This is a genomic window from Pseudomonas sp. B7 (assembly GCF_016735645.1).
GTDB lineage: Bacteria > Pseudomonadota > Gammaproteobacteria > Pseudomonadales > Pseudomonadaceae > Aquipseudomonas > Aquipseudomonas glycinae.
The window spans coordinates 290,465-313,137 of sequence record NZ_JAERRE010000006.1 but is presented as its reverse complement, the minus strand read 5'-3'; the positions used below and the strand labels follow the sequence as shown (position 1 = coordinate 313,137).

The window sequence follows — 22,673 nt, the reverse complement described above, 5'->3', positions numbered from 1 at the left end:
GATTTCCGAGGTGTATTAAGAGAGCAGACCCTTGTTGCTGAAAGGGGTTCTGTTACAAATCGGAGTCCGGACGTTTACCCGGAGTGCGATGGATGAAGGGGACGAGCTGCCGTTGCGAGCCGGACGATCCTGACCCATCATTCAGATTCATATTGATGCCGTGGTGAAAATGGACAAGCAACTGGCTGGTTACTCGATTGTATTGACCATCATCTGGGTTTCAGCGGTTATCGCGGTCATGTACTGGATGTCTAATTGAACGTATTGGGTGGCGATGTGGAAGGCGTGGTGTTGGGCGACAAGATTCAGCGAGAAGCGGACCGGCTGCTGGCGCAGATTGTCCGGGCAGACTCGATGATCATTGCTGTCAAGGCAGGGGCGCGGGCGGATGGTTTCGTGCTGGGACTGGAAACCGGCGGGGCTTTGCGTGCCGGCGATGCCGAGAGGCTGTACATCATTTTCGAAGCCGCGCTGGTGGAGCGCTTGAAGTCATTGTCGCGAGGCTGATCAGATCGGCTGATTGAATCGATATTCATGAACAGCCATCTACTTGAACTATAAGCTGATCACTCAATGTTCATTTTTGTACGGGGCGAGGGCATGGACTGGAGTGACATGCGGATCTTCCTGGCGATTGCCCGCAACGGCTCGCTGGGCGGAGCCGCCAGGGAGTTGGGGGTCAGTCACCCAACGGTCGGACGGCGCTTGCAGGTGCTTGAACAAACCAGTGGGCAAGCCTTTTTCCTGCGGACCGCTCAAGGGCTGGTGCTCACGGACAGTGGCGAGAGGATTCTCGGTCTGGCGCAGGACATGGAACACAGTGCGTTGGCCATCGAGCGGCGTCTGGCGGGGCATGGTGATCAGCCTGAAGGCCTGTTGCGGATATCCTCAGCCGACTGGTTCGCCTGTCATGTTTTGTCGCCGGTTCTCAGCGAACTGGTGCACCGCTACCCGTTGATCGTTCCCGAAGTCATCGCCGGGCATCGACTGTTCGACCTTGCCCGCCGGGATGCCGACATCGCTTTCCGGATCGTGCCTTTCACCGAACCCGACATCGTGCACCGCAAGCTGACAACTCTGTCGTACGGCCTATACGCGGCTTCGCATGCCCCGACGCCGCAGCCGGACGGCGAGGGGCTTGGCCTGATCCTGATGAACATCGCCCAGGCCCATTACCCGGACGTGCAATGGCTGCAGCAACGCTATCCGCTGGCCCGCACCGTGTTCACCAGCAGCAGCCGTACGGTTCAGGCACAGATGTGCGCGAAGGGGCTGGGCGTTGCCGTCTTGCCCCGCGTCCTCGGTGACTCCGTGTCGGGACTGCGACTGCTGGATGAGGACGAGCCACCGCCAGGGCGGGACATCTGGATGGGGTATCACCAGGACATGCGCCAGATGGACCGGCTGCGCGCACTGGCCGACCTTGCCTCCAGCATGATCGGTACGGGGTAGCGCGCCTCAGGTCGGGCGTACAGCCGAGGCTTGCGCTACCGTCGCTGGCTCGCGCGCTAACGTCAGGCTTATCGCTGTCCCTACGGCCAGGCAGACGGCGATGCACAGAACAGCGATCGTGAACGCATGAGTGATGCTGACCGCCGTTGCCGGTTCTCCCAGCAAGGTATAAAACACACCGCCAATCAGTGCCACGCTCAGCGATGTGCTGATCTGCAGCGTGGCGCTGGTAATGCCTGCGATCATCCCGGCATACGCCGGCGCTACCCGGCCCGTGACCATGCGCATCAACGTCGGCAGGCCAAGCCCCTGTCCCAGACCGATCAGGAACAGGATGACCGTCAGAGAAGTGAAGGGCGGGGCGAGGGTAGTCGGTGTCACTGACACGAGCCAGCCCAGCCATAGTAATCCGACTACTTCCAGTCCCATGCCTACAGGATTCACGTAGCCCCCGAGGATGCGCCTGAGGAGCGGAACCGACAGGGGACCGAGCAGAAATCCCGCGCCAAACGGCAGAAAGATCAGGCCGGCGTGCAGTGCGCTCATATGCAATGCGCTTTGCATGTACATCGAGAACATCAGAAAAAACACACCGATTGAATAGAAGCAAAGCGCGACCAGAAGCGCTCGCCCCAGGCCCGGTGCATTCAGTACGGCCGGGGCGAGGATGGGCGTTCCTCCGGCCCGGTGCAAGCGGCTCTCGTAGCGCCAGAACGCTACCGCCAGCGCAGGGCTGGCGGCCAGCGACAGCCATGCCCACCACGGCCATCCGGCCTCGCGGCCTTCAATCAATGGCACGACCAGGGTGGTCAGGGTCAGCATCGACAACGCAGTGCCCACCAGATCCAGCTTGCTCGCGTGCTGCGCACGGGTTTCTTTGAGCACACGGATGCCGAACGCAATCACCAGCAACGCGATCGGCAGGTTGACCAGGAAGATCGCGCGCCATCCCATGCCCAACACGTCGACCTCAATCAAAAAGCCGCCCAGTGCCTGACCGATCACAGACGCCAGTCCAAATACGGCCCCGTAAATGCTCAATGCCAATGGTCTTTCCGACACTGGGAAAATCGCCTGCACCGATGCAAGTGCCTGAGGGGCCATTACGGCGGCGGTCACACCCTGCAAGGCGCGTCCGAGGATGAGCATCCACGGCGAAACCGCCAGGCCGCACATCAGCGACGCGGCGGCGAAACCCAGCAGACCAAGGAAAAACATCCGCCCGCGGCCGTACAGATCGCCGAGTCGTCCGCCGGTAATCAGCGTCACGGCATAGAGCGTTGCATAGGAGGAAATCACCAACTGCTCGGCAGAGGAGGCTGTCCCCAGATCCTCTTGTATCGAGGGGAGGGCGACGTTGACGATAAAAAAATCCAGGGGCGGCAGAAACGCTCCGACGAGCAATATGGCAAACATCAACCAGCGCCGGGGTTCGGGCACTTCGATTTCGATTCGAGACATGACAGGCATCCTGTAGGGAACTCAGGTTTGACGACGACTGAAGGGCAAGGCTTCGCGCCTGCCCGGGTCAGGTCGCCGGGTCCCAATTTAGGGAATCGCTCCTGCGTTTTCGCCTTACAAAACTGCACGGCCAACGTTCATTCGTGTCAGTGCCATCGTCTGCCGATCCCGGCAGGCCGACTGCATTGACCTCAAAGCGTGGTGGTCTGCCCGTTGCGATCCAGTTCATACACCTTGTTGCCCTGCAACTTCTCCTTCAGCCATCGCTCTGCCTTACCCAACGGCCGCTGCCGCGCCCAGAGCAAATCCACACCAATCTGCCAGTCCGTATGCGGATATGCCGAGAGCTGCAGTTCCACCAGCTCACCCTTGGCCAGTTCACGCTGAACGAGCTGGCGGGGCAGGGTGGCCCAGCCGAGTCCGGCGCGGACCATTTCCAATAACGCCAGATAACTTTCCGCCTGCCACAGCTGGGTCGAACGCAGGTATTCGCTGCTCGGCAGTTTGCTCGCGTGGGCGCTGAAGGCCAGGCGGCGATGGACGTGCAGATCCTCGAACGTGACGTTATCGAGTTGCGCCAATAGGTGCCGGGGATGGCAGACGTGCAGCATGATCAGTTTGCCCAGCTGCTGGAACGCCAGCTCCTTGGGGTAGCCGGGCTGTGAGAACGCCACACCGAGCACCGCTTCGCCGCTGCTGACCAGTTCACTGACGTCGCCATGGACCGGATGACGAATGATCAGGTCGACAAAGGGGAAGGCTGCTTCGAAGGCTTTGAGCACCGGCATGATCGGGCCGTACGGCGTTTCAATGGCCAGTGTCAGGCTGGGCTCTACGTTTTCCGACAGACAATTGGCGTGGGCTTCGAAGGTCATGCAGCGTTCAAGCACGGCTTCGGCCTGCACCAGCAATTTGTGGCCGCTGGCGGTGAGGGCAGGGCTGCGGTTGCTGCGGTCGAACAGGTCGACGCCAAGGTCGGTTTCGAGGTTGGCAATCGCTGCGCTGATGGTCGATTGGGTCTTGCCCAGTTTGCGCCCGGCGGCGGAAAACGATCCGCTTTTGACCACTTGGACGAACATCAACAGTTGATCGAGTGAGAAGCGCAAGCGTTGAACTCCCGGTTCGAAAATGAAGGTTTGGAGCGGCTAACGGATGCCAGATCCGTGCCATCGGAAAAAGCGATGGTTGCTAATTTGTTTCATCGCAATAAACGTTCAAATATGGCCCCGCTTCAAACGATCTCCGGGGCGGATGCACCTTTCAAACGCCTTGGGCATGCCCGCAATCTCAACAGATGCCGCACCTTCAGGAGCGTGGGAAATGACCACACAACGCATTCATCCGGTGGACGAGGTTTTGCCACTGCGCCAGTTGTTCACGTTTGGCTTGCAGCATGTTCTGGTGATGTACGCGGGAGCGGTGGCGGTGCCGCTGATTCTTGGCAGCGCGATGGGGCTGACCTCGGCGCAAGTCGTGTTGCTGATCAACGCCAACCTGTTGACCTCTGGTGTGGCGACGCTGATTCAAACCCTCGGTTTCTGGAAGTTCGGCGCCCGCCTGCCGCTGATTCAGGGCTGCTCGTTCATTGCCCTGGCGCCGATGATCATGATTGGCAAGGAGTTCGGGCTCAGCCAGATTTTCGGTGCGGTGATCGCGGCGGGATTTATCACCGTTGCGCTGGCACCGGTGTTCAGCCGCTTGCTGCGGTTTTTTCCGCCGGTGGTGATTGGCAGTCTGATCACCATTATCGGCATCTCGCTGATGCCGGCAGCGGCGATCTGGCTGGGCGGTGGCAATCCCGATTCGGCAGATTTTGGCAATCCCGCCAACCTGTTGCTGGGTTTGGCCACGGTCAGTGTGACCCTGGTGATCTACGCCAGATTCAAGGGCTTCATCGGCAACCTCAGCGTGCTGATTGGCCTCTTTGTCGGCAGCCTGATCGCAGCGGCTTGCGGCATGACGCACTTCAATCGGGTCAGCGAAGCGGCCTGGTTTGAGTTGAGTGCGCCGATGGCTTTCGGCGCGCCGGAATTCGCGCCGGTGCCGATTCTGATCATGACCCTGGCGATGCTGGTCATCATGGCCGAGACCACCGGCAACTGTCTGGCGATCGGCAAATTGACCGGCAAACCGACCACGCAGCAGACCCTCGGCAACGCATTCCGCGCCGATGGCTTGTCGACCATGCTCGGTGGCTTGTTCAACAGCTTTCCTTACAACGCCTTTACTCAGAACACCGGCTTGATTGCGCTCTCCAACGTTAAAAGCCGCTTCGTTGTGGCCGCTGCCGGGGCAATCATGGTGCTGATGGGCCTGTTTCCGAAACTCGGCGCGTTGATCGCCGCGGTGCCGACGCCGGTGCTCGGTGGCTGCGCGATTGTGATGTTCGGCATGACCACGGTGGCGGGGATTCAGGAACTGTCACGGGTGCAATTCGAGGGCACGCGCAACGGCATTATCGTCGCCGTGTCAGTGAGTGTCGGGGTGCTGCCGATGTCCTTTCCGGCGCTGTTCGAACACGTCGGCCCGACCCTGAAACTGGTGCTCGACAGCGGGATTTTTCCCGGAGCGATCACCGCCATCGTCCTCAACGTTCTGCTCAACGATGAAAAAAAATCGACCGAAACCATCGGCGCTACATCGGCTGAACTGGCCGACTGACTTTTGTTTTCCACTGCCCTGGAGTTACCCATGAATCAATTGAATGAACTCATCCCGGCTGGCATCAGCGCGCTTGATCTGACGTTGCTGCGCCAGACCATTGCCTTGTCCGATGCATCGAAACAACGCGGTCGCCATCCGTTCGCGGCATTGGTGGCCGACCACAACGGCAAGGTGATTGTCGAAGCGGGGAACAACTCAATGCCCCCGGAAGGTGACCCAACGCAGCATGCCGAGTTGGTGGCAGCGGCGGCAGCGGCAAAACTGCTGTCGCCGCAGGAGTTGGAACTGTGCACGCTGTACACCAGCGCCGAACCTTGCTGCATGTGCGCCGGCGCCGTGTATTGGACTGGGATCGGGCGGGTGGTCTATGCCTTGTCGGAGCATGCCTTGCTGGGACTGACGGGGGACCATCCGGAGAACCCGACGTTCTCGCTGCCGTGCCGCGAGGTGTTCGCCAAGGGGCAACGCAAGGTCAGCGTGTTGGGGCCGATGCTGGAGGGGGAGGCGGCTGAACCGCACAGGGGTTTTTGGTCGTAACAGGTTTTGAAACGAAGCTCGAGTGATGTGAGGCCGCGCACTCGCATGCGACGTCTGCAATAATGACGCCCCACTGAGGCGCGAAGGCATCGAGTGCTCGTCTCGGCATCCGGAATCAGGCTTTGGAGGACTTTATGCGTGACATTATTGATGGCTTTCTGCGGTTTCAGCGCGAGGTGTATCCACAACGCGTAGAGCTTTTCAGGCAGCTCGCGACAGAGCAAAACCCAAAGGCGTTGTTTGTCACGTGCTCGGATAGTCGTGTAGTGCCTGAACTGCTCACACAGCGGGAGCCGGGTGAGCTGTTCGTGATCCGCAACGCCGGCAACATTGTGCCATCGTATGGCCCTGAACCCGGTGGTGTTTCGGCCACCGTCGAATATGCGGTTGCAGTGCTTGGCGTACGGGACATCGTGATCTGCGGCCACTCGGATTGCGGAGCGATGGGCGCGATTTCACGCTGCACGTGTCTGGATCATCTTCCGGCCGTTGCCAACTGGCTTCGCCACTCGGACGCCGCGAAAGCGATCAACGCGGCGCATGAGTTCGATACGCCACGCGACAAGCTCGATGGCCTCGTTCGTGAAAACGTGATCGCCCAACTGGCGAACCTGCGGACTCATCCATCGGTGGCGCTTGCACTTGAGCAAGGACGCTTGAATTTGCATGGCTGGGTCTATGACATCGAGGCAGGTTGCATCGATGCGCTGGATGGAGCCACTCGACGCTTCGTTCCACTTTCCGATTCACCGACCACCGTTGCCGTCGCTGCGCGCAATGGTGGTCAGATATAACGGCGACAGACAGGTCGGGACGGGGAAAATTTCGTCCCGGCCGATCGGTCCCTGGCCCGAATCAAAGCCCCACCGATGACTCACAATCGTTTGATATTTCACGTCCTTTCTTTTATTCACACATTTTATGTGGCCAACGCCGTGGTGTTGACATCGTGTTCCGGTAGAGCCACATCGCTATCGCCCGGCGTCAGAATGACCTTGCGGCAATCCTCTTCCTTTTTATCAAAAATTTTATAGCCCTCTGGAGCCTGTTCCAGCGACATACGATGGCTGATGATGACCTCCGGTGAGAGGCGGCCTGCCTCGATGTGATGGAGCAGCTCCGGCAGGAAGCGATGCACGTGGGTTTGACCCATTTTGAAAGTCAGACCCTTGTCAAACGCGTCCCCGAAAAGGAATCCATGTATGAATCCAGAATAGACTCCAGGGACACTCACAACGCCACCACGTCTGACAGCTGCAATACACTGGCGCAGAGCTTTGCCGCTACTTCCCTCGAGCTTGAGTGTCGCGAGAACCGTTTCCGTCGTACTGCCTTTCGCTTCAAACCCGACCGCGTCCACGACGCCGTCGACTCCCCGCATTCCTTTGGTTTGCCGAATGATCGTATCTGCAGGGTCGTCGTCTTCATCGAAGTTGATGGGAATTACGCCGTATGTTTTCTGCGCGTAAGCCAAGCGGTAAGGATGGTGATCGACCATGAAAATCTGGTCGGCCCCGAGCATTCTCGCGCAGGCTGCACTTAATAAACCGACAGGGCCCGCACCATAAATGGCGATGCTGGAGCCGTTGCCAATCCCCGCGTTCGTTACAGCCTGATACGCAGTCGGGAGGATGTCGGAGAGGAAAAGAACTTTCTCATCCGGCAGTGTCCCTGGCACTTTGAGCGGCCCGGTGTTGGCTTTCGGTACACGCACGTATTCGGCCTGCCCGCCAGGCACTCCGCCGTACATATGGCTGAATCCGAACAGCGCGGCTCCCGGGGGTATCGCCTTTTTATTCAAGATCGCTCCACGCCCGGTATTTGTAGTTTCGCAGGCCGCGAACAGATCCATTGCGCAGAAGTAACAGCTGCCGCAGGCAATGACGAAGGGAATGACAACCCGATCGCCCGGCTGCACGGCGGTGACCGCTGAACCTGCCTCCTCGACGATCCCCATGAACTCATGACCGAAAATATCGCCATGCTCGACGGTTGGAATCTTTCCTCGATAAAGGTGAAGGTCAGATCCGCAAATCGCGGTTGCCGTCACTCGAAGAATGATGTCATCGCTGTCCTGGATGACTGGATCCGCAACGTTGTCGACTTTGACGCTGTGCGCGCCGTGATACGTAAGTGCTCTCATGGCGTCCTACCTCTGACTTTCACTGAATGTAAGTGGGAGAGGGCACACAGAGAGCGTAAGTTCATAATGAAAGGCGGGGGAAGTGACTGGCGGTGGTGGGCGCGTGCCTCCTCACAATGAAGAGCGCCATATAACCCTGTCTTGCCTCTCCGTCGTGATCCGCAATTAATCGAAACTTCGCCGTCTGCCGGGCGATCCAGACCTTTACATCTACCGTGCGTGCCGTTGATGCCGGCGCCTGGATGTCATACGCAATGAAAAGATGAGGTTAAACATGGATGATCGCCCTGGTGGGCGATGGCGCGATGCAGATGAACAACATGGCCGAACTGACGCAATATGCCAAACGGCTGACATCGCCGTGGGTCGGTTTCCCGGCTGCGTCGATTCTTTGCGGACTGCTGGCGGGTTTTGCTGTTGGGTTTCGTAGCCGTTTACATTGCCTGCCGTTGTTCGCGGCGTTGAGGGTCTTTGTCCTCGCGTTCGGCCTGGTGCTTGCGGTGTTGTACACGTTGATCATTCCCACCGACCTGACCCTGAAACGGCCGCATCCAGCCCAAAGAGCCAAACGACGGTTTGGTTTCAACCTGCATATCACCAGTGAGTCAGGGCGTCCTGGCGTCAAAGGTGAACCGAGGAAGTTCCGGTCAGAAACACCATTTAACATAATATACATTACACGTAACAAAGTATTACGGAGCCAGCCCGGTTGCGCACGCCATTTCGATCTCCAGCATCGCTTTCAAACGACCTGATCTTTGTTGGCTGTAGATCCCTCTATTTAAAATGTGCCGCTCTCAATCCTCGGCACGCGTCAGCTTTTCAATCAGCGCTCGATGCTGCGGATACCGCGCTGTGAGTTTCTGCCGGTTCCCCATTTCCATATCCGCGAAATCGAATCCTGATGAAACCGCTTCGCTGATCAAACCAAATCCGTTCTCGCCATTCAGCAGTCTGGAGGCTTTCCAGATTCCGCCCGGTACGTGCAATTGCAAATGTTGTCCGGCTAGAACATCGCTGCCCATCACCAACGTCTGCAGTGAACCGTCTTCAAGGATCAAGCTGTACTCAATGGCATCGCCCAGATGGAAATAATGCAGGATGTCCGAATGGTTGAAATGAAACTGGCCGACCGGTGAATCTTCGGTCAGCAGGTAGTAAATCGACGTCATCAGAAAGCGTGAGCCGCTCGTGGTTTCAAGCATGTCCCGGTGATCAGCCTGGTATGTCCTGCGGAAATAGCCGCCCTCAACATGAGGTTCAAGGTCCAGTGATGCAATCAGGTTCGACGCACTGATCTGACTCGGATTCATGGCCTGCTCCATTGATTTTCAATACATTCTGTAATAACTCGACTAAACGGTCATTTAGTCGAGTTAGTTTCTATTAAAGCTGAGGCATGCTTCCTCTCTGCCTAAAACATAACTATTCGTGTACATCATTAATGCTTAACTTTCCCGTTGCGCATGAGCTTTCAATGATCGCTTACGCTCCTCAGTCCGGATTAGAACTGCGTTTTCAGGCATAACTTTCACGGCATTAAGTAACTCGACCGTGGGGCGAGTACAGATGAAGATCAAGCTTCCATTCGCGGCTGCTCACGCCCGTTTTTCCGGGAAGATTAGCGCGGGGGCTCGGGATTCCCAGTCTGCCCCTAACATATAGAGCGGCCCTCCTGCATTTTATACATCCGCGTTTCTATTTCGTGTGAATTTTTTTACCGTGCACGAGAACGTCGCGGTATCACTGGCAGTCAGTGTGATATTTTTTAATAAGTATGTTTTAACTGGCTCTCCTGTTATCAGCACGTCCTTTTTCATACTTATCTATGCCTCCCAAGCAAACGGATTAAAAAGGTAGCCCCTGCCCCAGATCGTCTTGATGAGCTCTGGATTTCGAGGGTTGTCATTGAGCTTTCCGCGCAATTTACTGATGTGAACATCGACGCTGCGGTTGATCCCGTCGAAAGGAATACCGCGGATACGGTTGAGGATTTCGTCGCGAGAAAAAAGTGTGCCCGCCGCACTGGCCAGCAAGGACAGTAGTTCGAACTCCATGGTTGTCAGATCGATTCTCTGATCGGCCAGGCTCACTACCCGGCCACTGCGATCGATCGACAGCTGACCGAATTCGAGGATGTCGAGCGCTGTCGGTTGCTTCGTGGGGATATGGCGTCGCAGTAAAGCGCGCAACCGAGCCAGGAATACCGATGGTTTGACAGGTTTGACTACATAGTCGTCGGCACCGGATTCCAGGCCGAGAACCTGATCCCTGTCATCTCCCTTGGCAGTCAAGATGATGATGGGGATATCGAAACCATCACGAATCCGACGGCACAGGTGCAGTCCGTTCTGATCTGGCAGTAGGAGCTCAAGTACGACGATTTGTGGCTTGAGTTCAGCGATGGCCGCCAATGCCTGGTCACCCCGGCGAACCACTTGCACCGCAAAACCATGCCGGGCCAGGAATTTAGTGATGAGTTTCGCCAGCCTCTGATCGTCCTCAACTAGCAGTGTTTTAACGAGACCTGGGTTTTCCATAAAAGCTCAGCATTAGGACCTTGATTAAGTGTGTGCAGCCTCAGACCCACGGTGCGGTTGAGCGACCGATCATCAGCGAGTGATCACCGGGGCCCCGCCGCAGAGCATCTGCATAGGCCTCCATTGATGATAACATTATTAAGATAACGACTGTTGTGTTTAATCTTATCGCCTGCTAGCATCGAAATCGCCAAGTGGCATTTTCGAGGAGAAAGCTCTCATGCAACTCTCTGTGCGAAAGGCGTTCCTGGAAGACGGGGCCGTCTTGATCAAAGGTTTTCTGAGCAAAGATCAATTGACCGAGTGCCGTGCAGCCTACGACTGGGCTGTTGAGAATCATGGCCCTCATGCGACTCGAATGTTCGACGGAACGGAGCAACAGTCGCACGTCGACAACGCCAATCCCGTTGCAAAGGCCCGTCTCGAAGAACTGGTGGCTTCCCTACCCTTTGGCGAGCTATTTGCTGAGCTGTGGGGTTCGGAGAATGTGTGGTACTTCGCCGAAGAAGTGTTTCTCAAAGCAGGTGGACGCGGTTCTCGCACGCTTTGGCATCAGGACACGTCCTATCTGCCTTGGGCCGGAAACCACTGGGCCAATGCCTGGATCAGTTTTGAGTCAGTGCCGAAGAAAAACGCTTTGGAAATCGTTCGAGGTTCGCACAAAGGACCACGCTACGACGGCACCACGTTTCGCGATCCGAATGATCCGACTCAACCGCTGCATGGCGGCGATGCATTGCCACGCCTGCCGGACATCGAGGCTTTGCGGCAAAACGATCCTGAGGCATTCGAGATCATTTCGTGGGCCACCGAGCCTGGCGATATCCTCCTGCTGCATCCGGGTTCGCTGCATGGCGGCGCTCCGGTGGATGAAGCCTTCCCTGATCGTCACACCTTCGTTTTCCGTTTTTTTGGCGACGACGCCACCTTCCATCCTTTGCCAGAACACAGCATCTCCGGTTATCCGCAGCAAGGAGTGCTGTTCACCGAAGAGCTGTCGACGCTGAAAGCGGGAGACGCCTTCCGCCACCCAACGTTCCGCCAATTAATATAAGAGGAGCACCGCCATGAGCACTCAAGACCTGCAGCGTCAGTCCTTCAACCCTGGTCACACCCAGGCGATCTACGACAACTTCCACTTTTCCCAGGCTACACGCGTCGGCAACATGATCTGGGTGTCCGGCCAGGTCGGTATCGACGAGGCCATGGTTCCAGCCGACGGCATCCAGGCGCAATCCCATCTGGCATTTCAATCCTTGCGGACCATTCTCGAAGCTGCGGGCGCAAGCCTGGTCGACGTGGTCGAGCTGATGACGTTTCATACTGATCTGCAGGCCGAAGTGCACGCCTTTGGACAAGTAAAGGACGAATATTTCCCTGAACGTTATCCAGCCTGGACCGCTGTCGGCATTTCCCAACTGGCAATGCCGGGCTTGCGCGTGGAAGTCCGGGCCGTCGCGGTGATTGGCAGCGGTCGAATCTGAACGATTGCATGATCGCGACGTGCCAAGCCAAAATGGCGTTCGCAGCCACTGTCGACTCAACGCCTTCAACCAACGGAATCACTTTCTCTCATGCATGATGCTCAAGCGCCTTCCACGGATAGTCAGCACTCCATTGACAGTGATTCCGCGCCCGCTCCACGTCGCGGTCGTCCGGTAGGTAATCGTCTGGAAAAACGCGGTGAACTGTTGACCGCAGCCATCGAAGTCATTGCCCAGGAAGGTTATGCCGGGACGTCTCTGCGCAAGGTCGCCAGTCATGCCGGGTGCACCACGGGGGCCGTGACCTATTACTTTGCCAACAAAGAAGAAATGATCACGGCGGCGGCGCAGAGTCTGTTCGACGAGTTCGACCATTTGCTGGATGCCGGTCAGGAAAAAGTCGATGTCAGGGCAATGATCGAGCAGTGGTTGAACCTGACTCAAGCCAACGACTCGGCGCGCTGGCTGGCCTTGTTTCAGATGCTTGCCCACGCTCGGCACGAACCGGTATTTGCCGACGTGATCCAGAAACGTTATTCGCGCTTCCGCGAGGATCTCGCCAGCATTCTGCGCAAGGGACAAAGCCAAGGCATCATCCGCAAGGACATTGCTGCCGATCTGCTTGCCGATCAGCTCAGCGCGCTGAGTGACGGCTGGATGATGATGCTGCCAATCGAGCCAGAGCGATTTGAAGCCAAACGCAGCAAGGCCTTGATGGATGCGGTCATCACGCTGATCAGCCCCGCTCGCTAAACCCTGCCCTCCAGCATCAACAAGGTTCGCTTCATTTGCGCAGCGAACCCTGTTTGGTCACGCCCGCGTTACGCTCATACCCACGGTTAACCGACATCGCGCCGATTTCACTTTGCTGAATTCCTGATCCGTCATATATTCACATAACATCTGTGATTATAAATAGAAAACGGAGGTGAAGATGAGTGCGGATCTCGATCAACTGTCGACGCAATCACGACAGCGACGGTTGTTATTGCAAGCGATCGGAGGCGCAGCCCTCGCCGGAGGGCTGGGTGTCACCGGGCGTGCGATGGCGCAAATCGAACCTGTAGATACCTCGATACTGGATGTGGTGATCATTGGCGCAGGGCTTTCCGGGCTAACCTCCGCCAGAGACCTCCAGGCCGCTGGCTGCGAGTCTTTTGCCGTGCTTGAAGCCCGCGACCGCGTCGGTGGTCGCACGCTGAACCATGATCTGGGCAATGGCGTGATCTCCGAAGCCGGTGGCCAATGGATCGGCCCGGGGCAAACGTCGATCGCCGACTTGGCCAGACAGCTCGATGTCGCCACCTTCCCCACCTACTACAAGGGCAAGGCGGTGTATCTGATGGACGAGGTCAACATCCAGGAAGATCTCAGCGACGGGCCGAATTCCAATACAGAAGTCGTCGCAAAACTGAACAAGCTCGCCGAAGGCGTCCCCAGCAAAGCGCCGTGGAAAGCCAAGGACGCGGCTGAGCTGGACAAACTGTCGATCGGCCAGTGGCTGGCCGGTCAAGGCATCAGCAACGTCGACAAGATCGGCTTCAACATGTCCGTGAGCCTCACCTTCGGTACCACGCCGGCCGGCATGGGACTCCTGCATTACCTGGCGATGATCAACTCGTCGGACTGCCGCCTCGAAAAGCTCGAAGGGGTCCAGGGCGGTGCGCAGGAATCTCGCCTGGCTGGCGGCTCGCAAATTCTCAGTTTGAAGATGGCTCAGGCGCTGGGAGATAAAGTCCGGTTGGCGTGCCCGGTGCGCAAGATTGTCGGATGGGATCGTGATGTCGTCGAGTTGCACACCGATCAGGGCATCATCCGCACGCGGCAGGTAATTGCTGCGCTGAGCCCGGCGTTGTGCAATCAGATCCTCTTCGATCCGCCCCTGCCGTCCGGGCGTGCCGAGCTGCAGCGGCATTGGCCGGCCCATGCACCGATGCGCAAGACCGTGCACGTCTATGAGCGCCCGTTCTGGCGCGACCAAGGCCTCAACGGGCAGATTGTGCCAGTGGAAGGTCCGCTGATCTGGGCCTTTGACAACTCCCCGGCGGACGGCAGCCTGGGTGTGCTCAGCGGCTTCGTCAGGACCGGCCAATTACCCCATGACCCGAAAACGGCGCAGGACACCCTGTCGGCGATTTACGCCCGCGCTATGGGCGAACAAGCCCTGCACCCGATTCAGTTTCATGATCTGGACTGGGGCAAGATCGACCCGTGGAGTTTGAGTTGTATTTCCCCTATGCCCCCCGGTTTCTGGACGCAATGGGGCGAGTACCTGACGCCGGCGGTCGGTCGCCTGATCTGGTCGGGTACCGAGACTGCGGAAATCTGGGCCGGGGCAATGGACGGTGCGGTCCGCGCCGGACATCGCGCGGCAATGGAAGTGCTGCAGGCGTTGCTTCAACCACGGAGGAGCGCCTGATGAAGCGGACTATGGTGTTTGGAGTCATCACCGTGAGCGCGGCGTTGGCCGGATCAATAGCGATTTACGGGCCGGAACTGTGGGCGGGCTATCGTTTCATGCAGGCCGTGGATCAGCACGACGCTGCGTACCAGGCCAACGGCGGTGCGTGGCCACAGTTGCAGGACACCTGCGCGCTTTGCCATGGCGCCAGCGGTCAACCCCGCGACGCTCAATACGCAGCGCTTGCAGGGCAGCCTGCGGCATACATCGAAAACCAGTTGCGCGCGTTTGCCGAAGGGCGTCGCCACAGTGCCCAGATGCAGCCGCTGGCGGCCAATCTGACCGACGAGCAGATCAAGCGCCTGGCCAGTTATTTTGCCGAACAGCGACCAGGCGTGACTGAAGTCCCGGCCAAGGATGATGCGCTGGACCAGCGCGGTCAGCGTGTGGTCGCCGCCAATGGGTGTGCAGCCTGCCACGGTGAAAAACTCTCTGGCGGCCCCCAGGCTCCGCGTATCGCCGGACAAGGGCAGCTTTATCTGATCGATCAACTGAGCGCTTTCAAACGTGGCCAACGCATCGATCCGACGCAGGCCATGAATGCCATGGCGGGCACCCTGTCAGATGAGGACATCAAGGCCGTGGCGCAGTATCTGGCCAAGCTGAACCCTTGATCCTGCCCGGGCAAGGATGCCCACCGCCCTACCCTGCATTACGCAAAAAAGCCGCCAAAACGGCGGCTTCGAGCACTTCAACTATCCTCCTCAGCGCGTTTGCAGAACTGCCATTGCGCCCTTCGCGCGCTCCAGCGCGCAATACGCGTAATACAGGTGCACCAGCAGATAAGCCCAGGTCGTCAGTGCTAGCACGTAGAAGTTGAGCAGCACATTGCTGTCGTCGCCGGGGATCTTGTAGAAATCGTAGATGCACGCAATGGTCAGTGAGGCGAGCATGCCAATCATCACACCGATCGCGTGTAGCGACTCTCCGACATTTGCAAGGCGTACTGCGAAATACACCAGGTAGACCGAAAACATCACCCACATCAGCACGTAGAAATACGGCAGGAGCGTGACCAGAACCTTGGTCGAGATCAACGCGAGTGTGCCCAGCAGAGCGCCGGCAAACATCATGAGCTCCTTGCCCATCGAGGGCTTATAGGCATGCGTTACCGCCATCAGCCCGAGCACCGTAATAATCGGAATCCCGAAGGCTCTGGAGAACGCGTCGCAGAAGTATGAAATCAGGTACGCATGCTCCGATCCTGTCAGGAAAAAGATCAGGAAGTTTGTCGCGGAAAAGGCAACCACAAACCACTCCAGAGCCAGTAGCAGGTTTCTCTTCTTCAGAAACCTGATGCCAAAGGTCAGACCATTGGCAAGCAGCAAGAAACAGGCAAGGCACAGCACAATATTTCTCGGTTCCATAACGATAGCCTCGGTACAGCTGACAGAAAATTTGATGGGTTAACGGGATTGAGGAACCAGTGCAGCCAGGTAAGCAGCAATCGCCTGGCGCTCCTGCGCTGACAGCGCCGCTGCAATGGCTTGCATCGCGCCACTTGGCTCAATGCGCTCGCTGCTGGCAAAAGCGTTGAGCTGGGCCAAAAGGTAGTCCTGACCTTGTGCAGCAAGGCCCGGGAAGGTGTCGTGGCCCATCAGTTGGGCACCATGACAGGCGGTGCAACCTCGGGTTTGCACCAGTTGTTTGCCCTGGTCCTTGAGCCCCTCGTCAGGGCTGCCAGCCGCATGAGCAACGACCGATTGCCGGGCGTAGAACTTCGCCAGCAGATCAACTTCATCCGGGCTCAGGGTCATCGCCAGCGGCCCCATGTTGGGAGCGAGCCGTTGCCCACTTGCAAAGTTGCGCAACTGGGCAGACAGGTACGCGGCGGGTTGCCCGGCCAGGCTCGGATACGTCGGGTTCAGCGAGTTACCGTGGCTGCCATGGCAACCGGTGCAGGCATCGGTCAGGTGTGGCCAGTTTCCGCGTTCGGCCTGATAGGCCTCCGTGGAGGTCGTGATGTAAGTCTGCAGCCGATACAGGTCGAGCAGATCACGGCCGAAAACCACCACCAGCACCGCAATGACCGCGATGACGCCAAGCGCTATGTTTTTTTTCATTGCCGCCTCCTATGCCCGACGTAACGCGTTGAGCACCTGCAATGCGCTATGGCGTCCGGCGCGCACGGCGCCGTCCATGTAACCTGCCCAGATGTCAGCGGTTTCGGTGCCCGACCAGAACAGATTGCCGCACGGCGGACGCAGTGCCTCGCCATGTGTCGACCAGAAACCGGGAGGAATCGGCGACACGCACGTGATGGTCCACGGGTCGAAATGCGCCCAGTCGTGATCGTGGTAGGAAACCGGCTCAAGCGCTGCGTCCCCCAGGGCGCGTGCATAGATTTCGGTCTGCACACGCTTCGCGGCTTCGGGGTCGGTGGGGGCTGCGGCATTCAGAATGAATGCATTGATCACGCCGATTTCGCCGTTTGGCGGCGAGTTGTCGTAGGCCCAGATGACTGGCCCACCGACCTGAATGATGTGGCCGTTCAAGCCCTTGTCACGCCAGAAAGGCCGCGGGTAAACCATTGCGGTCTTGCGTGCCGGCGAGTGCGCTGGCCAAGCCCGCTGCAGGGCGGCGCGAGCTTCGGGCAGCGGTGGATCGAATTGCAGGCGTTGGCACAGCGCGGGATGAATCGCCATGATCACCCGGCGGGCGCGGATCTCGCCCTGATCCGTTTGCAGTCTGACGATGTCGCGGTTCCAGTCAGCAATTTTGCGCACTGGGCACGACAAGCGAACCCTGTCGCCCAACAATTGCGCCATTTTGCTGCTGAGAACCTGTGAACCGCCGACGATCCGCGTGCCTTGCGCGCTATCCTTGATCGAATCGAGCCGCATGTATTCGCTGCCGGCCGAATTGATCATCGACAGAAAATGCAAGAAGCCCATCTTCGCCGGCGTGACACCGCAGGTCAGGAGGAAGCTGGCATTCCACCCTGCGCGATCTTCCGGCTTGATGTTTTGCTGAGCGAGCCAGTCGCCCGCCGAGAGCTTGTCCAGTTCGGCCACCTTGGGGGATTTCCATGGCGCACCGCACGGCACATCACGCGACAGCTCGCTGAGTTTTGCCGAGACGCTTTCGTCGGTACCGAAGGTGCCTTTCAAATCGACAGCGACACGTCCATCGCCCCCGAGGATCACGGTTTCCCCGTCATAGAAACTGGGAAAGGTGCCGACCTCAAGCTCACGGGCCAGATCCGCTACGGCGGTTTGTCCTGGACCGATCCACTGACCTCCGGCTTCGGAGATGTAGCCGGAGCCCAAGTCATGATTGAGGGTGCGGCCGCCGACACGATCACGCGCTTCAAGCACCAGCAGCGACTCACAGCCTGCCAGATGCAGATCACGGGCGGCGGTCAAACCAGCCAGGCCGGCACCGATGATCACCACATCAAATACATCGTCGGAACTGTCCTTTTGCAGCGCATCGGCGGCATTGGCCAGGCCAAGGTTCAAACCGATCGATCCTACGGCGGCGGTTGCACCGGCCAGTTTGAGTAATTGTCTTCGCTTCAGATCGGGAGGGGCGTCAGTACTCATGTTCGATGCCTCACATCACGTTATTGTTGGATTGAACGCCCGTGGCCGAGCGTGGGTGCGGCAGTAAAAAAGTGGTAACGAGAACGCAAACATTCGTTTGTCTTTCTGCAGGCGAACGCCTGCCGGCCCCAGGACTCCAAGGTCAGCTTCACCACGGAAAATCAGCGTGTTGGTTCTATAACCTCAACCGTCAGGCATGAGGGTGCACAACTTTGCGGTTGGTGTATTCGTCCAGCAGATGTGCTCCCTCCAGCGCCACATTCACGGCGCACCACTGCAGCGGTTCGGGCAGGGTTTTCGGAGTTTTATGCCGCAGCGCGGCGAGCAGCGGATGCTCGATACCGCCGATCCTTTCTGCCAGCAGATGGCCGATCAGCGACTGCGAGGCGACACCGTGTCCGGAGCAACCCGCGGTGTAGAGAATGTTGTGGTGCGACCCGGTTTCGCCCACCACCGGCAACGCGTCGTAGGCCATGCTGACGTAACCACTCCAGCACGCTTGAATGCCGACACCGCGTAACGTCGGGAAACGCACGCCAAGGTTGTCTTGCAACGCGCGGTAGGTCACCTCATCGGGAATGTTCGGGGTTTTCGAGCCGTAGGCATAACCCAGCCGTTTGGTGGTCATCAGCAGCGTATTGCGTGCGGTCAGGCGATGGCTTTCCATCACCAGGTGCGGCGTGGTCAACCCTTCCCGCCCTGCCCAGCCCAGCGATGCCAACTGCTGTGGTGTCAATGGCTCGGTTTCGACCGCCGAAACCCGAAACGGTACGACTTTGTCGCGCAGAAGACCGAGTTGCGGCGTATAGGCATTGGTGGCCAGCACCACTATTGGCGCACTCGCCCGCCCGCGTGGCGTCCGGCAGGTGATCGTCGGCCCGTCGGAGTACGACTCAAGCGTGGTGTTTTCATACAGCCTCACCCCCGCCTGGAGTGCAGCGCGGCGCAGGCCCATCACGTATTTGCCTGGGTCCAGGGTACCGCCGTGGCGTTGCAGACAGCCAAACAGAAAGGCCGGTGGAATCCCCCGCGCGCGCATTTGTGCCTGATCCAGAAACTCGGTTTGCGAACCCAATTCGTGGCCCACGGCCATGCTTTTGCGCAGCCTCTTTTCTTGCGACGGATGGATCCCCGCCCTGATGATGCCCGAGGCGTTGTAGTCACAGTCGATCCCCAGTTCGCGCAGTCGACCTTCGACGTAGGCGACCGCTTCGTCATAGAACCTGACGATATTTTGCGCTTTTTCCTTGCCGACACGTTTCAAGAACAACTCGAACTCAATGCCGATGCTCCCGCCCAGATAACCGGCGTTCCGGCCGCTGGCGCCGAAACCGGCAAACTCCTGCTCGAGGATAATGACCTTCGCTCCCAGCGCCGTAAGCTCCAGGGCGGTGGACAGCCCGGCGAAACCGGCACCGATCACGATGACGTCCGCGCTTACATCGCCTTCGAGCTCGGGCTGCAGATCAACCGGACTTTCGACCCAGCCACCCAACCGACGGAAATGTCCGCCTGCAAAATGGCGTTCCAACTCTTGTGCTTGATAGGCCATGGACATGTGATGCGCTCCTATCGACTCAGGATGTGAATAGCGACTGCTGCTTCCTCGACACCTTGAAGACCGCCACCGTTTTCCTGGATGGCATGCCGCGCGCCGTGGACTTGACGCGGCCCGGCCTCCCCGCGCAATTGGGTGACCAACTCGTACAACTGCCCGATCCCCGTCGCGCCAAGTGGATGACCTTTGGATTCCAGGCCGCCGGAGGTATTGATCGGAAGACGGCCACCTAGAGTGAAATCTCCCCGTTCTGCACAAACCCCACCCTCTCCCAGCGGTGCAAGTCCGAGATTTTCCGACTGGATGATTTCCCCCATTGCCGAGGCGTCGTGTACCTCGGCCACGTGCATGTCCTGCGGGCCGAGGCCGGCGATTTCGTAGGCTTCACGCGCCGCCAACAGGCTGACGTGCTTGTGCGGCTCGTCGAGCCCGCGCAGGGTGAAGCTGCGGATCACGCTGGCGGCGATTCGCACACAACGTTTTGGATCGGCACCAATGCGTTTCAGTCCCGCCTCGGTGCAAAGGATCGCGGCGGCCGCACCGTCGGACAGCGGCGCGCACATGGGCAATGTGATCGGATAGGTAATTGGAGGCGCCGCCAGAACTTCTTCGATGCTGAAGGTCTTGCGAAATTGCGAATAGGGGTTGTGCACCGAGTGTTGATGGTTCTTGGCACACACCGCCGCAATCTGCCGTTGAGTGGTGCCATAGGTCTTCATATGCCAGCGACACATGGCAGCATAAATGGCCATGAATTTACTGTACGGACGATCAGATTCCGAGCCTGGCGGAACAATGATGCCCTCCCCCATTTTCACCAGCGTCGCGTAGTTCTCTTCGGCAGTGGAAACGTCCCAACCGGTTTCGAACAGGGCCAGTGCCCGCGACTTGTCCGGCACGTTCATTTTCTCCGCGCCCAACGCCAGGGCCACGTCGGTAGCCCCTGAGCGCAAGCTCTGCACTGCCAGATGAACCGCTGTACTGCCCGAGGCGCAGGCGTTTTCGACGTTGTACACCGGCACCCCTTCGAGGCCGATCTTGCTGCACAGCACCTGCCCGGGAATCGACAGTTGTCCTTGCAGATGACCGTTGGTGATGCCGGCGTAGAACACCGCACCGATATCAGCGCGCAAGGCGCCGGAGTCGGCGAGTGCGCCCTGCAAAGCTTCCAGCGCTAGATCCTGGAGACTGCGTTCCAGGTGGCGACCGAACTCGGTCATGGCAATGCCGGCGATGTAAATAGGTTCCATCAGATCGTTCCCCTCAGATACGCCGGTCAACGTTTTGCCAGTAATGGGCACGCAGATCTTTCTTCAGCACCTTGCCGACCGGGCTGCGCGGCAATGCATCAATGAAATCCACGGTTTTCGGCGACTTGACCGAGCCGAGCCGGCTCTTGCACAGCTCGATCAACTCCTCGGCGGTGACGGTAAGCCCGGCGCTCAACTCAACCACGGCTTTCACGCCCTCGCCCCATTGCTCATCCGGCACACCGATGACCGCGCAGTCCTGCACCGCAGGATGACTCCACAGCACTTGCTCGACTTCGCTGGGATAAACGTTGAATCCGCCGGAGATGATCATGTCTTTCTTGCGGTCGGTAATGTGCAGGTAGCCGTGCGCATCCACGTGGCCGATGTCGCCGGTGTGCAGCCAGCCATCAATGATGGTTTCTGCAGTTTTCTGCGGGTCCTTGTAGTACCCCTTCATTACCAGATCGCCGCGCACACAGATTTCGCCGGTTTGCCCCTGGCCGAGGATGTCCCCGGCGTCGCTGAGGATTTCCACGCGCACCAGCGGATTGGGCCGGCCCACCGAAGACAGACGCTCGTCCGATGCCAGGCGTCCACCGTGCAGATGCTCGGCGGGCGGCAGGTTGGAGATCGAGGCTGGGGCTTCAGTCTGGCCGTAACCACCGGCCATGACCGGGCCGAAGGTCTCGATGGCTTGCTTGAGTTTGTCCACCGACATCGGCGCCGCGCCGTACAGGAAATACTTCAGCGAACTGAAATCGACCTTCTGCGCCAGATCCGGCACATCCAGCAGTCGATAGATCACGGTCGGCGGCAAAAAGGTTTCGGTGACCTTGTACTTCGGGATCATTGCCAGCATCAGCGCCGGATCCGGTTTGGTAATGATCACCACCGTGCCGCCCCGCGAGGTGCACGGCAGCGACAGCGTGCCAGCGGTGTGGGTCATCGGCGCCGCCGCCAGGTTGACTGGCGGATGGTCATCCCCGTAAGGGAAATTGATCATGAAGTGTGCGCAGAACGTCTGGATGCTGCGATGAGTGTTCATCACCCCCTTCGGCAGCCCGGTGGTGCCGCCGGTTGGCGAGAGTGCCACGACATCGTCCAGTTGATACTCGACCTCCGGTGCCGTGACCGGCTGACCATCGATCCAGGACTTGAGCGACGGTGCCCCCGGCAGGTGCTCGTCGATACAGATCCACAGACGAATTTTCGGCAGGCCAGGACGCAACGCGTCGATGATCGGCGCGAACTCTTTCTGGAAAAACAGCACTTCGCAGTCGAACGCGTCGAGCACGTGACGGTTCTCTTCGGCGCTGTTGCGTGCACCAACAGGAATCCAGCAAAGGTTGGCGCGCCATAACCCCAAGGTGCAGGTCCACGCCACTGCATCATTGGCAGACCAGATGGCGCCCTTGGTGCCGCTGGGCAAACCGGCTGCCAACAGTGCGTTGGCGATCCGGCATGACAGGTTGCGGACTTCGGTAAAAGTGAACACCCGATCGTCCTGGATATACGCCGCGCCATGCGGATTGATCCGCCAGCCACGGTCAAAGAAATCAATAATCGCCATGTCAG

At 58.6% G+C, this 22,673-nt stretch carries 22 protein-coding genes; 11 read left to right on the top strand and 11 right to left on the bottom strand.

Annotated elements, in window-relative coordinates; translation table 11 throughout:
* Window positions 1-276: 276 nt before the first annotated feature.
* On the top strand, window positions 277-507 hold the full coding sequence (locus tag JKA62_RS16155) for a hypothetical protein (RefSeq protein ID WP_011334137.1): 231 nt from the start codon (window positions 277-279) through the stop codon (window positions 505-507).
* A gap of 93 nt (window positions 508-600) precedes the next feature.
* The gene (locus tag JKA62_RS16150; RefSeq protein WP_011334138.1) at window positions 601-1,452 is read left to right on the top strand and encodes a LysR family transcriptional regulator; all 852 of its coding nucleotides are present in this window, start codon (window positions 601-603) and stop codon (window positions 1,450-1,452) included.
* A gap of 6 nt (window positions 1,453-1,458) precedes the next feature.
* Here the strand turns inward: JKA62_RS16150 and JKA62_RS16145 are convergent, their stop codons facing one another.
* Window positions 1,459-2,913 carry an MFS transporter gene (locus tag JKA62_RS16145; RefSeq protein ID WP_201818607.1) on the bottom strand — a complete coding sequence of 485 codons (1,455 nt, stop codon included), beginning with the start codon at window positions 2,911-2,913 and terminating at the stop codon, window positions 1,459-1,461.
* A gap of 191 nt (window positions 2,914-3,104) precedes the next feature.
* Window positions 3,105-4,019, bottom strand: coding sequence for a LysR family transcriptional regulator (locus JKA62_RS16140; RefSeq protein WP_201818605.1), 915 nt, complete (start codon window positions 4,017-4,019; stop codon window positions 3,105-3,107).
* A 214-nt stretch (window positions 4,020-4,233) separates the two neighbouring features.
* Between JKA62_RS16140 and JKA62_RS16135 the strand changes: the two genes are divergently transcribed.
* From JKA62_RS16135 to JKA62_RS16125, 3 genes are all read left to right on the top strand, one after another.
* The gene (locus JKA62_RS16135) at window positions 4,234-5,574 is read left to right on the top strand and encodes a nucleobase:cation symporter-2 family protein (protein ID WP_201818603.1); all 1,341 of its coding nucleotides are present in this window, start codon (window positions 4,234-4,236) and stop codon (window positions 5,572-5,574) included.
* A gap of 30 nt (window positions 5,575-5,604) precedes the next feature.
* Window positions 5,605-6,114, top strand: coding sequence for a nucleoside deaminase (locus JKA62_RS16130; RefSeq protein ID WP_201818602.1), 510 nt, complete (start codon window positions 5,605-5,607; stop codon window positions 6,112-6,114).
* Between the two features lie 134 nt (window positions 6,115-6,248).
* Window positions 6,249-6,908, top strand: a complete 660-nt coding sequence (locus JKA62_RS16125; protein ID WP_011334144.1) for a carbonic anhydrase — start codon at window positions 6,249-6,251, stop codon at window positions 6,906-6,908.
* A gap of 125 nt (window positions 6,909-7,033) precedes the next feature.
* Here the strand turns inward: JKA62_RS16125 and JKA62_RS16120 are convergent, their stop codons facing one another.
* Window positions 7,034-8,257, bottom strand: a complete 1,224-nt coding sequence (locus JKA62_RS16120; RefSeq protein ID WP_039768396.1) for a zinc-dependent alcohol dehydrogenase — start codon at window positions 8,255-8,257, stop codon at window positions 7,034-7,036.
* Between the two features lie 278 nt (window positions 8,258-8,535).
* Between JKA62_RS16120 and JKA62_RS16115 the strand changes: the two genes are divergently transcribed.
* Window positions 8,536-9,012 carry a hypothetical protein gene (locus tag JKA62_RS16115; protein ID WP_201818600.1) on the top strand — a complete coding sequence of 159 codons (477 nt, stop codon included), beginning with the start codon at window positions 8,536-8,538 and terminating at the stop codon, window positions 9,010-9,012.
* Window positions 9,013-9,054: 42 nt separating this feature from the next.
* On the opposite strand, the gene JKA62_RS16110 is transcribed toward JKA62_RS16115, so the two are convergent.
* Complete coding sequence (locus JKA62_RS16110) at window positions 9,055-9,570, bottom strand: cupin domain-containing protein (RefSeq protein ID WP_103385272.1); 516 nt, start codon at window positions 9,568-9,570, stop codon at window positions 9,055-9,057.
* A 513-nt stretch (window positions 9,571-10,083) separates the two neighbouring features.
* On the bottom strand, window positions 10,084-10,797 hold the full coding sequence (locus tag JKA62_RS16105; protein WP_011334147.1) for a winged helix-turn-helix domain-containing protein: 714 nt from the start codon (window positions 10,795-10,797) through the stop codon (window positions 10,084-10,086).
* 220 nt (window positions 10,798-11,017) lie between these two features.
* On the opposite strand from JKA62_RS16105, the gene JKA62_RS16100 reads away from it, so the two are divergent.
* From JKA62_RS16100 to JKA62_RS16080, 5 genes are all read left to right on the top strand, one after another.
* On the top strand, window positions 11,018-11,851 hold the full coding sequence (locus JKA62_RS16100; RefSeq protein ID WP_201818598.1) for a phytanoyl-CoA dioxygenase family protein: 834 nt from the start codon (window positions 11,018-11,020) through the stop codon (window positions 11,849-11,851).
* Window positions 11,852-11,864: 13 nt separating this feature from the next.
* The gene (locus JKA62_RS16095; RefSeq protein ID WP_103385270.1) at window positions 11,865-12,281 is read left to right on the top strand and encodes a RidA family protein; all 417 of its coding nucleotides are present in this window, start codon (window positions 11,865-11,867) and stop codon (window positions 12,279-12,281) included.
* A 90-nt stretch (window positions 12,282-12,371) separates the two neighbouring features.
* Window positions 12,372-13,034 carry a TetR/AcrR family transcriptional regulator gene (locus JKA62_RS16090; protein ID WP_011334150.1) on the top strand — a complete coding sequence of 221 codons (663 nt, stop codon included), beginning with the start codon at window positions 12,372-12,374 and terminating at the stop codon, window positions 13,032-13,034.
* Window positions 13,035-13,215: 181 nt separating this feature from the next.
* On the top strand, window positions 13,216-14,700 hold the full coding sequence (locus tag JKA62_RS16085) for a flavin monoamine oxidase family protein (protein WP_103385269.1): 1,485 nt from the start codon (window positions 13,216-13,218) through the stop codon (window positions 14,698-14,700).
* Window positions 14,700-15,356, top strand: coding sequence for a c-type cytochrome (locus JKA62_RS16080; protein ID WP_103385268.1), 657 nt, complete (start codon window positions 14,700-14,702; stop codon window positions 15,354-15,356). Before JKA62_RS16085 ends, JKA62_RS16080 begins: the two co-directional genes overlap by 1 nt.
* Window positions 15,357-15,446: 90 nt before the next feature.
* On the opposite strand, the gene JKA62_RS16075 is transcribed toward JKA62_RS16080, so the two are convergent.
* The 6 genes from JKA62_RS16075 to JKA62_RS16050 all read right to left on the bottom strand — a co-directional run bounded on the left by JKA62_RS16075 (window position 15,447) and on the right by JKA62_RS16050 (window position 22,668).
* On the bottom strand, window positions 15,447-16,109 hold the full coding sequence (locus tag JKA62_RS16075; protein ID WP_011334153.1) for a hypothetical protein: 663 nt from the start codon (window positions 16,107-16,109) through the stop codon (window positions 15,447-15,449).
* 39 nt (window positions 16,110-16,148) lie between these two features.
* A complete protein-coding gene (locus JKA62_RS16070; protein WP_201818596.1) occupies window positions 16,149-16,805 on the bottom strand; it encodes a c-type cytochrome in 657 nt (218 codons plus the stop codon).
* A 9-nt stretch (window positions 16,806-16,814) separates the two neighbouring features.
* Window positions 16,815-18,287: a flavin monoamine oxidase family protein gene (locus tag JKA62_RS16065; protein ID WP_201818593.1), complete on the bottom strand. Its 1,473-nt coding sequence runs from the start codon at window positions 18,285-18,287 to the stop codon at window positions 16,815-16,817.
* A 190-nt stretch (window positions 18,288-18,477) separates the two neighbouring features.
* Window positions 18,478-19,845: an NAD(P)/FAD-dependent oxidoreductase gene (locus tag JKA62_RS16060; RefSeq protein WP_011334156.1), complete on the bottom strand. Its 1,368-nt coding sequence runs from the start codon at window positions 19,843-19,845 to the stop codon at window positions 18,478-18,480.
* Between the two features lie 11 nt (window positions 19,846-19,856).
* Window positions 19,857-21,095: a thiolase family protein gene (locus tag JKA62_RS16055; protein WP_011334157.1), complete on the bottom strand. Its 1,239-nt coding sequence runs from the start codon at window positions 21,093-21,095 to the stop codon at window positions 19,857-19,859.
* Window positions 21,096-21,108: 13 nt separating this feature from the next.
* Window positions 21,109-22,668, bottom strand: coding sequence for an AMP-binding protein (locus JKA62_RS16050; protein ID WP_039768480.1), 1,560 nt, complete (start codon window positions 22,666-22,668; stop codon window positions 21,109-21,111).
* Window positions 22,669-22,673 lie beyond the last annotated feature (5 nt).

Coding starts and splice junctions, on each gene's coding strand:
- JKA62_RS16150 (WP_011334138.1), top strand. CDS start 601: ATGGACTGGAGTGACATGCGGATCTTCCTGGCGATTGCCCGCAACGGC.
- JKA62_RS16145 (WP_201818607.1), bottom strand. CDS start 2,913: ATGTCTCGAATCGAAATCGAAGTGCCCGAACCCCGGCGCTGGTTGATG.
- JKA62_RS16135 (WP_201818603.1), top strand. CDS start 4,234: ATGACCACACAACGCATTCATCCGGTGGACGAGGTTTTGCCACTGCGC.
- JKA62_RS16130 (WP_201818602.1), top strand. CDS start 5,605: ATGAATCAATTGAATGAACTCATCCCGGCTGGCATCAGCGCGCTTGAT.
- JKA62_RS16125 (WP_011334144.1), top strand. CDS start 6,249: ATGCGTGACATTATTGATGGCTTTCTGCGGTTTCAGCGCGAGGTGTAT.
- JKA62_RS16120 (WP_039768396.1), bottom strand. CDS start 8,257: ATGAGAGCACTTACGTATCACGGCGCGCACAGCGTCAAAGTCGACAAC.
- JKA62_RS16115 (WP_201818600.1), top strand. CDS start 8,536: ATGATCGCCCTGGTGGGCGATGGCGCGATGCAGATGAACAACATGGCC.
- JKA62_RS16110 (WP_103385272.1), bottom strand. CDS start 9,570: ATGAATCCGAGTCAGATCAGTGCGTCGAACCTGATTGCATCACTGGAC.
- JKA62_RS16105 (WP_011334147.1), bottom strand. CDS start 10,797: ATGGAAAACCCAGGTCTCGTTAAAACACTGCTAGTTGAGGACGATCAG.
- JKA62_RS16100 (WP_201818598.1), top strand. CDS start 11,018: ATGCAACTCTCTGTGCGAAAGGCGTTCCTGGAAGACGGGGCCGTCTTG.
- JKA62_RS16095 (WP_103385270.1), top strand. CDS start 11,865: ATGAGCACTCAAGACCTGCAGCGTCAGTCCTTCAACCCTGGTCACACC.
- JKA62_RS16090 (WP_011334150.1), top strand. CDS start 12,372: ATGCATGATGCTCAAGCGCCTTCCACGGATAGTCAGCACTCCATTGAC.
- JKA62_RS16085 (WP_103385269.1), top strand. CDS start 13,216: ATGAGTGCGGATCTCGATCAACTGTCGACGCAATCACGACAGCGACGG.
- JKA62_RS16080 (WP_103385268.1), top strand. CDS start 14,700: ATGAAGCGGACTATGGTGTTTGGAGTCATCACCGTGAGCGCGGCGTTG.
- JKA62_RS16075 (WP_011334153.1), bottom strand. CDS start 16,109: ATGGAACCGAGAAATATTGTGCTGTGCCTTGCCTGTTTCTTGCTGCTT.
- JKA62_RS16070 (WP_201818596.1), bottom strand. CDS start 16,805: ATGAAAAAAAACATAGCGCTTGGCGTCATCGCGGTCATTGCGGTGCTG.
- JKA62_RS16065 (WP_201818593.1), bottom strand. CDS start 18,287: ATGAGTACTGACGCCCCTCCCGATCTGAAGCGAAGACAATTACTCAAA.
- JKA62_RS16060 (WP_011334156.1), bottom strand. CDS start 19,845: ATGTCCATGGCCTATCAAGCACAAGAGTTGGAACGCCATTTTGCAGGC.
- JKA62_RS16055 (WP_011334157.1), bottom strand. CDS start 21,095: ATGGAACCTATTTACATCGCCGGCATTGCCATGACCGAGTTCGGTCGC.
- JKA62_RS16050 (WP_039768480.1), bottom strand. CDS start 22,668: ATGGCGATTATTGATTTCTTTGACCGTGGCTGGCGGATCAATCCGCAT.